The sequence below is a fragment of the Ensifer sp. GW823-FHT05D09 genome (assembly GCF_058795755.1).
Window position 1 is genome coordinate 681,063 of sequence record NZ_JBXAIA010000003.1, and the last position, 9,197, is coordinate 690,259.

Here is a 9,197-nt window from a genome sequence, read left to right on the forward strand (position 1 = left end):
AAGGCATCGTCTGAGAGACGGGCCTCAGCTCATCCAGTTGCCGCCATCGACGTTGTAGGTCTGCGACACCACGTAGTCGCTCTCGGCTGACGCGAGAAAAATCGCCATGCCCGTGAGATCCTCGGCCGTTCCCATGCGCCCGTAGGGCACTTCGGCACCCACGAGCCGCTTCTTCTCGCCGCGTGGGCGGTTCTCGTATTTGGCAAACAGCGCGTCGACGCCGTCCCAGTGTTCGCCGTCGACCACGCCCGGAGCGATGGCGTTGACGTTGATGCGATGCTTGATCAGGTCGAGCCCGGCCGACTGGGTCAGGCTGATGACCGCCGCCTTGGTCGCGCAATAGACCGCGACCAACGCCTCGCCGCGACGCCCTGCCTGGCTTGCCATGTTGATGATCTTGCCGCCCCTGCCCTGGGCGATCATCTGTTTGGCGGCCGCCTGCATCGCAAACAGCGTTCCCGACACATTGATCGAAAACAGCCGGTCATAACTTTCGCGGGTGATTTCGACGATCGGTGCGAGATCGAAGAGCGCGGCATTGTTGACGAGTATGTCGAGACCGCCGGCCTCGGTAACGACCGATGCTATCGCCGCGTCGATCGAGCCCTGCTGCGTCACGTCCATTTCGACAGCATAGGCGCTCGGTCCGATCTCCGCGGCCGTCTCACGCGCCCGCGCCATGTTGATGTCGGCAATCGCCACCCGGGCGCCTTCGCGCACATAGGCTTCGGCAAAAGCGCGACCGATACCCCGCGCAGACCCGGTGATCAGCGCGCTTTTCCCGTGAAGACGTTTCATCGAACTGCCAACCCCTTGTCGTCGAACCTGTGGACGCGCTGGGCGTCAGGCGTCAGGAACACGCGATCACCGTGAGTGACAGCGAAATCACCGCCGACCCGCGCCGTCATCGTTCCGATATTGTCGACGTTGACATGCAGGAACGTGTCCGAGCCCAGGTGCTCGGCAACCCCGACCGTGCCGCCCCAGGTGCCGCTTTCCTTGGACAGCACCAGATGCTCCGGCCGGATGCCCATTGTGTGCGCCTGATAGGCAGTGGCCGGCGCACCGGAGACGAAGTTCATGCGCGGCGAACCGATAAAGCCGGCGACGAAGAGATTGTCGGGCTTGTGATAGAGATCGAGCGGCGAGCCGACCTGTTCGATGCGGCCGCGATTGAGCACCACGATCTTGTCGGCCATGGTCATGGCCTCCACCTGATCGTGGGTGACGTAGACCATCGTCGTCTTCAGGTCCTGGTGCAGTTGGCTGATTTCCAGCCGCATGTTGACGCGCAAGGCAGCGTCGAGGTTCGAAAGCGGCTCGTCGAACAGGAACGCCTTCGGCTGACGCACGATCGCCCGGCCGATGGCGACGCGCTGGCGCTGACCGCCCGAGAGCTGCCGCGGTTTGCGGTCGAGGTAGTCGGTGAGATTGAGAACGCGCGCAGCATCGGCCACTTTCTTGTCGATGACGGCCTTGTCCTCGTTCGCCATTTTCAACGGAAACCCGATATTCGAGCGCACGCTCATATGCGGATAGAGCGCGTATGACTGGAACACCATCGACAGGCCGCGTTGTGCGGGTGGTAGCTCGGTGGCGTTCTTGCCGTCGATGACGATCTCGCCATCGCTCACATCTTCAAGCCCGGCGATCAGCCGCAAGAGCGTGGACTTCCCGCAGCCCGACGGGCCGACGAAGACGACGAACTCGCCGTCGTTGATGTTGAGGTCGATCGACGGGATGACGGCATGGGCGCCGAAGACCTTCGAGACGTTTCTGAGCGTTATGTTTCCCATTGTCGTATCCCTTATTTGACCGCGCCGAAGGTGAGGCCGCGCACGAGCTGTTTCTGCGAGAACCAGCCGAGTATGAGGATGGGGGCGATCGCCATGGTCGAGGCCGCCGAAAGCTTGGCGTAGAACAGGCCCTCGGGGCTTGAGTATGAGGCGATGAAAGCCGTCAGCGGCGCCGCCTTCGCGGCACTGAGGTTGAGCGTCCAGAACGCCTCGTTCCAGGCAAGGATGATGTTGAGCAGCAGTGTCGAGGCGATGCCGGGGATCGCCATCGGCGTCAGCACATAGATGATCTCCTTCGACAGAGAAGCACCGTCCATGCGTGCCGCTTCCAGGATCTCGCCGGGGATTTCCTTGAAATAGGTGTAGAGCATCCAGATGATGATCGGCAGGTTGATCAGCGTCAGCACGATGACGAGGCCGGTGCGGGTATCGAGCAGGCCGGTGTTGCGGAACAACAGATACATCGGCACCAATACGCCGACCGACGGCATCATCTTGGTGGAGAGCATCCACATCAACACGTCCTTGGTGCGCTTGGTCGGCGAGAACGCCATCGCCCAGGCAGACGGAATGGCGATGATCAGGCCGATCAGCGTCGAGCCGAAGGAGACGACGACGGAGTTCATGAAGTGCAGGAAGTAATTCGATCGGCTCTGCACCTCATGGTAGTTCTCCGTCGTCCAGTCGAAGAAGAACAGTGACGGCGGCGAGGCGATCGCCTCTGCCTCGGTCTTGAAGCTCGTCAGGAACGTCCAGAGGATCGGGAAGAAGATCAGGATGCCGATCGTCCAGGCGACGACGGTAACGATGATCTTTCTTCGGGTGGAGACGTTGCGTGCCATGGGTCTCAAGCCTCCAGCGTCTTGCCGATCATGCGCATCAGGAAGAATGCGACGATGTTGGCGAGGATGACGGCGATGATGCCGCCGGCGGATGCGCCGCCCACGTCGAACTGCAGCAAGGCCTGCGCATAGACGAGGAAGGTCAGATTGGTGCTCTGTGTGCCCGGGCCGCCATTGGTCGTCACCAGGATTTCCGCAAAGACCGAGAGCAGGAAGATCGTCTGGATCAGGATGACCACGGTGATGGCGCGGGAGAGATGCGGCAGCACGAGATAGATGAAGCGGCTCCAGGCGCTGGCGCCGTCCATCTGGGCTGCTTCCTTCTGCTCTTCGTCGAGCGATTGCAGCGCCGTCAAAAGGATCAGTGTCGCAAAGGGCAGCCACTGCCAGGCGACGATGAGGATCACCGACATCAACGGTGCGTTGGCGAGAAAGTCGAAGGGCTGCAGTCCGAAGAGCTTGGCCACCCAGGCGAACAGCCCGTTGACCGGGTTCATGAACATGTTCTTCCACACCAGTGCCGCGACGGTCGGCATGATCAGGAACGGCGCGATCACCAGGATGCGCACGATCCCCTGCCCGAACATCGGCTGGTCCAGCAGCAGCGCCAGCGCGATGCCGCCGACGACGGTGATGAACAGCACGCCGAGCACGATGGCGAGTGTGTTGAAGATCGCGTGGAAGAAGGCCGGATCGGTGAGGAAGTACTTGTAGTTCGAGAAGCCCGCGAACTCTTCCATTCCCGGCATCAGGAGATTGTAGCGCAGGAACGAGAAATAGATCGTCATGGCCAGCGGAACGATCATCCAGGCCAGAAGCAGAAGCACCGAGGGCGCGATCATCAGACGCGCGGCGGAGCGGGTGTGCAAGGTCGCCATGGCGTCCCCCCAAATGACGGAATTCAACGCTGTTTCGAGATCGGGTCGGGCCGGCGCGTGATCCCGCGCAGGCCTGACTTGAGGGAAATTACCGGGGCGCCAGCCATTTGCGGCCGGCACCCCGGGCCCTTGGGAGCGCTATTTGATGTAACCGGCCTTGGTCATTTCGCGTTCGGTCAGTGTCTGGGCGCTGGCAAGCGCGTCGTCGACGCTCATCTGACCGGCAAGGGCCGCCGAGAACTGCTGGCCGACCGCCGTGCCGAGACCCTGGAATTCGGGGATCGCCACGAACTGCACGCCGACATAGGGCACCGGCTTGACGGCCGGGTTCTTCGGATCGGCGGCATTGATCGAATCGAGCGTCATCTTCGCAAACGGCGCTGCCTTCTGGTACTCAGGGTTTGCGTAGAGCGAGGTGCGCGTGCCCGGAGGAACGTTGGCCCAGCCTTCCTTGTCGGCAACCAGCTTCAGATAGTCCTTGCCCGTTGCCCAGGCGATGAACTTTTCGGCCGCTGCCACCTTCTGCGAACCAGCGGGAATAGCGAGGTTCCAGGCCCAGAGCCAGTTGCCGCGTTTGCCAAGACCGGTGTCAGGCGCAAGCGCAAAGCCCACCTTGTCGGCCACCGTCGATTCCTTCGGGTTGGTGACGAACGAGGCCGCAACCGTCGCATCGATCCACATGCCGCACTTGCCGGTCTGGAACAGCGACAGGTTTTCATTGAAGCCGTTCGAGGATGCGCCGGGCGGTCCGGCGTCGTTCATCAGCTTGACGTAGAAGTCGAGCGCGTTCTTCCATTCCGGCTGGTCGAATTGCGGCTTCCAGTTCTCGTCGAACCAGCGCGCGCCGAAGGCGTTCGCGGTTGCCGTCAGGAACGCCATGTTCTCGCCCCAGCCCGCCTTGCCGCGCAGGCAGATGCCGTAGACTTCGTTGTTCTTGTCGGTGATCTTGCGGGCTGCCTCAGCGATAAAGTCCCAGGTCGGCGCGTCGGGCATGGTCAGCCCAGCCTTCTCGAACAGGTCCTTGCGGTACATCACCATCGAGCTTTCGCCGTAAAACGGTGCGGCATAGAGCTTGCCGTCGATGGTCAGGCCCGAGCGGATCGCCGGCAACAGATCGTCGACATCATAGTCGGCGCCGAGATTGTCGAGCGGCAGCAGCCAGCCCTGCTTGGCCCAGATCGGCACTTCGTAGGTGCCGATGGTCATGATGTCGTACTGGCCGCCCTTGGTGGCGATATCCGTCGTCACGCGCTGGCGCAGCACGTTTTCCTCGAGCGTTACCCACTCGAGCGTAATGTCCGGATTCTTGGACGTGAAATCATCCGTCAGCTTCTGCATCCGGATCATGTCGCCGTTGTTCACGGTCGCAATGGTCAGCGTTTCTGCTTGGGCCAGACCTGACAGTGCGACTGCCGAGCATGTGCCCAGCAGGAAAGTTCTCAAATTCATCGACTTCCTCCCAGAAGAAATTGAGCATTTGCCTCGCTCATGGGCAATTACTCACTTATCGCAAAAGAATGTCAATCCGCTTTCGTTGCTGCGCTGCAAACAGAAAGGTTACAAAGCTGTTTTGATTGTCGATTTTTTATCAGCAAGCGATCATATGAACGCCAAAAGGCCGGTGCATGGCCGGCCTCCGTCAACTGGAATCGGTGCGATCAGGCGTTGAGCAGGTAGGCGGCAGTCGCCTCATCGGTGATAATGCCGTTGATGATCCGGCCCTTGAGAGCCGCCCTCAGCGCCTCGTATTTGCGCCGTCCCTTGGCGAGACCGATCACCGAGGCATTGTCACGGGATGGGAGCGGAACCGAGGCGACGCGATCGTTGAAGCTGCCGGCCATCAACGCGCCGTCTTGGTCGAACATCCAGCCGCAGATCTCCCCGGCTGCACCCGATTTCGTCAACTGCCCCATTTCGTCCTGGGACAGAAACCCATCCTGGCAAAGCGGTGCGTCGGGGCCGAGCTCGCCGACGCCGACAAAGGCGACATTGGCTTGCGCACCGAGCTTCAGCGCCACCTGGACGAGGCTCTGGCTGTGCAGCACCGCGCGCTCCTCCGCCGACGAAGCGAGCACCGGCAACGGCATTGGAAAATGCCGCGCCTTGACCGCATCGGCCATGCTGAAGATGACGTTGTAATAGGCGGCCGAGCCGTCGAGCCCGATGTTGCCGGTCAGTGACACGATGCGATGTTGCGGACATTCCATCGCCGGCAGCTGGTCGATCGCCGCCTTCAGGGTGCGGCCGGTGCCGATCGCCAGAACCTGGGGCTCGGGCAATTTGAGCCAGCGCTCGATCTCGGCAGCTCCGGCTTCAGCGATGCCGACCGTTGTCGAACTCGAGCCAGGATCACTGGGCACCACGTCCACATGTCTGAGATCGTATCTTTCGCGAAGCCGTTCGGCGGCCTCAAGGCATGCGGCAATCGGATGATCGAGCCGGACCTTGATCAGGCGCTCGGCCATGGCGAGCGACACCAGCCGCTGCGCCGATTGGCGCGAGATGCCCATGACCGTGGCGATCTCGTCTTGTGTGCGGCCGGCGACATAGTAGAGCCAGCCCGCGCGGGCAGCATCGTCAAGCCTGTTGTTCGCCTCAGCCCTGCGCGCCATGCCAATTCTCCGTTCCCCCGCGATCGCGACGTCTTGGGGGTCGGATTCACCCAAAAACATCGTGATCGCTTCCCTGAGCTAGATCCGGATGCGGGCGGAAACCCGCACACACTTTTCCTCATCCCGCTCTGATTTGCTGCCACTATTTGCCCTGCCCTGTCAAACAGCGCTCAAGAACAAGCACTTGGCACGTCTACGGCAAAGTGCCGGAGCACAAGGCTTTCAGGTCATTTCAACGGCAAACTTTTACCGTTTGATAAAAAAATAAAGCGTGTTACCGTTCCATCATCCTGAGAAAACATTGGGAGCCAAAAATGGGAACGACGCAATCTGGGATCCTCGGCGGCCGCCTGCCGCTCGCGGACTACGAAACCAATTTCTCCGACCTCCATCCAGCCCTCGACAGGCACGAGGCATTGGTCGCATCCGACCGCTGTTATTTCTGTCATGACGCGCCATGCATGACGGCCTGTCCCACCTCCATCGATATCCCGCTGTTCATTCGGCAGATATCGACGGGCAACCCCATCGGCTCGGCCAAGACCATCTTCGACCAGAATATTCTGGGCGGAATGTGCGCCCGCGTCTGTCCCACCGAAACGCTCTGCGAGCAGGCCTGCGTGCGCAACACGGCCGAGGAGCGCCCGGTCGAGATCGGCCGCCTGCAGCGCTACGCGACCGACATCGCGATGAAAGAGAACAAACAGTTCTACGCCCGCGCCGCCTCCTCCGGTCAAAGGGTTGCCGTCGTCGGCGCCGGCCCGGCAGGGCTTGCCTGCGCCCACCGCCTTGCGGTCAAGGGCCACGAGGTCGTCATCTATGACGCCCGGGAGAAATCCGGCGGCCTCAATGAATATGGCATCGCCGCCTACAAGTCGGTCGACGATTTTGCCCAGAGCGAAGTCGACTACGTCCTGTCGATCGGCGGCATCGAAGTTCGCCACGGCCAGGCGCTCGGCCGCGATTTCTCGCTTGCAGACCTGAGCGAGCAGTATGACGCCGTGTTCCTCGGCCTCGGCCTTGCTGGCGTCAATGCGTTGCGCATCGAAGGCGAAAATGCCGAAGGCGTCGATGATGCCGTCGACTTCATCGCCGCCCTTCGCCAGTCGAAGACCAAGGCCGACATTGCCGTCGGTCGCCGCATTGTCGTTCTCGGCGGCGGCATGACCGCCATCGACGCCGCCGTCCAGGCAAAGCTGCTCGGCGCCGAGGAGGTGACGATCTGTTACCGCCGCGGCAAGGAGCACATGAACGCGTCGGAATTCGAGCAGGACCTGGCAGCGTCCAAGGGCGTCACCATCCGTCACTGGCTCCAGCCCAAGCGCATCGCGCTGAAGGACGACAAGGTCGCCGGCATCGAGCTCGAATACACCACGCTCGTTGATGGAAAGCTGACCGCGACCGGCGAAACGGGTATCATAGCCGCAGACCAGATCTTCAAGGCGATCGGTCAGACCTTCGAGGCATCGGGCCTCGGATCGCTTGCGTTCGAAGGTGGCCGCATCGTTGTCGATGCGGAAGGCAAGACATCGCTTGCCAATGTCTGGGCCGGTGGCGACTGCGTGGTGGGTGGCGAAGACCTGACAGTGTCAGCCGTCGCCAATGGGCGCGATGCAGCCGAAGCGATCAACCGGGCTTTCGCCGCGGCCATGCCGCAGGCGAGCGCCGTTGCATAACGGATCGGGAGGACGGAACAATGGCTGATCTACGCAACAATTTTGTCGGCATCAAATCCCCGAACCCGTTCTGGCTGGCCTCCGCGCCGCCGACGGACAAGGCCTATAACGTCGAGCGCGCCTTCAAGGCGGGCTGGGGCGGCGTCGTCTGGAAGACGCTCGGCGAGGAAGGACCGCCCGTCGTCAACGTCAACGGCCCGCGCTACGGCGCGATCTGGGGCGCCGACCGCCGGTTGCTCGGCCTCAACAACATCGAGCTCATCACCGACCGTGACCTCTATGTGAACCTGCGGGAAATGAAGCAGGTCAAGATGAATTGGCCGGACCGGGCTCTGATCGCATCGATCATGGTGCCATGCGAGGAAGAGGCCTGGAAGGCAATCCTGCCGCTGGTGGAAGAAACTGGCGCCGATGGCATCGAGCTTAACTTCGGCTGTCCGCACGGCATGTCCGAGCGCGGCATGGGTGCCGCGGTCGGACAGGTGCCGGAATATATCGAGATGGTCGTGCGCTGGTGCAAGCAGTACACGCGCATGCCCGTCATCACCAAGCTGACGCCGAATATTACCGACGTGCGCAAGCCGGCGCGGGCGGCCAAGGCCGGCGGCACCGATGCCGTGTCGTTGATCAACACGATCAACTCGATCGTCTCCGTTGACCTCGACAACTTCGCACCGAACCCGACGGTCGGCGGCAAGGGCACCCATGGCGGTTATTGCGGCCCGGCCGTCAAGCCGATCGCGCTCAACATGGTCGCCGAGATCGCCCGCGATCCCGAGACCTACGGCCTGCCGATTTCGGGCATCGGCGGGATCACCACCTGGCGCGATGCGGCCGAGTTCCTGGTGCTTGGCGCCGGCAACGTGCAGGTCTGCACCGCGGCGATGACTTACGGGTTCAAGATCGTCCAGGAAATGATCTCCGGCCTCTCCGACTGGATGGATGCCAAGGGACACCGCAACCTCGACGACATCACCGGCCGCGCCGTGCAGAATGTCACCGACTGGCAGTACCTCAACCTCAACTACATCGCCAAGGCCAAGATCGATCAGGATTCCTGCATCAAGTGCGGCCGCTGTCACATCGCCTGCGAGGACACCTCGCACCAGGCGATCACCCAGTTCGTCAATGGCGTACGCCATTTCGAGGTGATGGAAGACGAGTGCGTCGGCTGCAATCTCTGCGTGAATGTCTGTCCCGTCGAGAACTGCATTACCATGGAAGAGTTGCCGGCAGGCAGCATGGATCAGCGCACCGGCAAGCCGGTCGATCCGAACTATGCCAACTGGACAACGCATCCGAACAATCCGATGGCCCGCCAGGCCGCGGAATAGGCAGGCGAAAGCGGTTCCAGGAAACCGCAGCGGGTTCCTGGAACCGCTTTAGCCCACGA

The 9,197-nt window shown here is 61.8% G+C and carries 8 protein-coding genes; 2 read left to right on the plus strand and 6 right to left on the minus strand.

Annotated features, from left to right (window positions below):
• Window positions 1-24: 24 nt before the first annotated feature.
• The 6 genes from AC1Q80_RS13635 to AC1Q80_RS13660 all read right to left on the minus strand — a co-directional run bounded on the left by AC1Q80_RS13635 (window position 25) and on the right by AC1Q80_RS13660 (window position 6,128).
• Window positions 25-798, minus strand: coding sequence for an L-iditol 2-dehydrogenase (locus tag AC1Q80_RS13635; RefSeq protein WP_209791059.1), 774 nt, complete (start codon window positions 796-798; stop codon window positions 25-27).
• Window positions 795-1,796, minus strand: coding sequence for an ABC transporter ATP-binding protein (locus AC1Q80_RS13640; protein WP_209791060.1), 1,002 nt, complete (start codon window positions 1,794-1,796; stop codon window positions 795-797). The genes AC1Q80_RS13635 and AC1Q80_RS13640 overlap by 4 nt, the downstream gene beginning before the upstream one ends.
• A gap of 11 nt (window positions 1,797-1,807) precedes the next feature.
• Window positions 1,808-2,638, minus strand: a complete 831-nt coding sequence (locus tag AC1Q80_RS13645; RefSeq protein WP_209791061.1) for a carbohydrate ABC transporter permease — start codon at window positions 2,636-2,638, stop codon at window positions 1,808-1,810.
• Between the two features lie 5 nt (window positions 2,639-2,643).
• Window positions 2,644-3,516, minus strand: coding sequence for a carbohydrate ABC transporter permease (locus AC1Q80_RS13650; RefSeq protein WP_173423922.1), 873 nt, complete (start codon window positions 3,514-3,516; stop codon window positions 2,644-2,646).
• A gap of 138 nt (window positions 3,517-3,654) precedes the next feature.
• Window positions 3,655-4,965 (minus strand): ABC transporter substrate-binding protein, encoded by a 1,311-nt coding sequence (locus tag AC1Q80_RS13655; protein WP_173423921.1) that lies wholly within the window; start codon window positions 4,963-4,965, stop codon window positions 3,655-3,657.
• A gap of 209 nt (window positions 4,966-5,174) precedes the next feature.
• Window positions 5,175-6,128, minus strand: a complete 954-nt coding sequence (locus AC1Q80_RS13660; RefSeq protein WP_209791062.1) for a sugar-binding transcriptional regulator — start codon at window positions 6,126-6,128, stop codon at window positions 5,175-5,177.
• A gap of 314 nt (window positions 6,129-6,442) precedes the next feature.
• On the opposite strand from AC1Q80_RS13660, the gene AC1Q80_RS13665 reads away from it, so the two are divergent.
• Complete coding sequence (locus AC1Q80_RS13665; RefSeq protein ID WP_492360735.1) at window positions 6,443-7,804, plus strand: NAD(P)-dependent oxidoreductase; 1,362 nt, start codon at window positions 6,443-6,445, stop codon at window positions 7,802-7,804.
• Between the two features lie 20 nt (window positions 7,805-7,824).
• Window positions 7,825-9,138 carry an NAD-dependent dihydropyrimidine dehydrogenase subunit PreA gene (gene preA / locus AC1Q80_RS13670; RefSeq protein ID WP_173423918.1) on the plus strand — a complete coding sequence of 438 codons (1,314 nt, stop codon included), beginning with the start codon at window positions 7,825-7,827 and terminating at the stop codon, window positions 9,136-9,138.
• The last annotated feature ends 59 nt before the right edge of the window (window positions 9,139-9,197 follow it).

Coding starts and splice junctions, on each gene's coding strand:
- AC1Q80_RS13635 (WP_209791059.1), bottom strand. CDS start 798: ATGAAACGTCTTCACGGGAAAAGCGCGCTGATCACCGGGTCTGCGCGG.
- AC1Q80_RS13640 (WP_209791060.1), bottom strand. CDS start 1,796: ATGGGAAACATAACGCTCAGAAACGTCTCGAAGGTCTTCGGCGCCCAT.
- AC1Q80_RS13645 (WP_209791061.1), bottom strand. CDS start 2,638: ATGGCACGCAACGTCTCCACCCGAAGAAAGATCATCGTTACCGTCGTC.
- AC1Q80_RS13650 (WP_173423922.1), bottom strand. CDS start 3,516: ATGGCGACCTTGCACACCCGCTCCGCCGCGCGTCTGATGATCGCGCCC.
- AC1Q80_RS13655 (WP_173423921.1), bottom strand. CDS start 4,965: ATGAATTTGAGAACTTTCCTGCTGGGCACATGCTCGGCAGTCGCACTG.
- AC1Q80_RS13660 (WP_209791062.1), bottom strand. CDS start 6,128: ATGGCGCGCAGGGCTGAGGCGAACAACAGGCTTGACGATGCTGCCCGC.
- AC1Q80_RS13665 (WP_492360735.1), top strand. CDS start 6,443: ATGGGAACGACGCAATCTGGGATCCTCGGCGGCCGCCTGCCGCTCGCG.
- preA (WP_173423918.1), top strand. CDS start 7,825: ATGGCTGATCTACGCAACAATTTTGTCGGCATCAAATCCCCGAACCCG.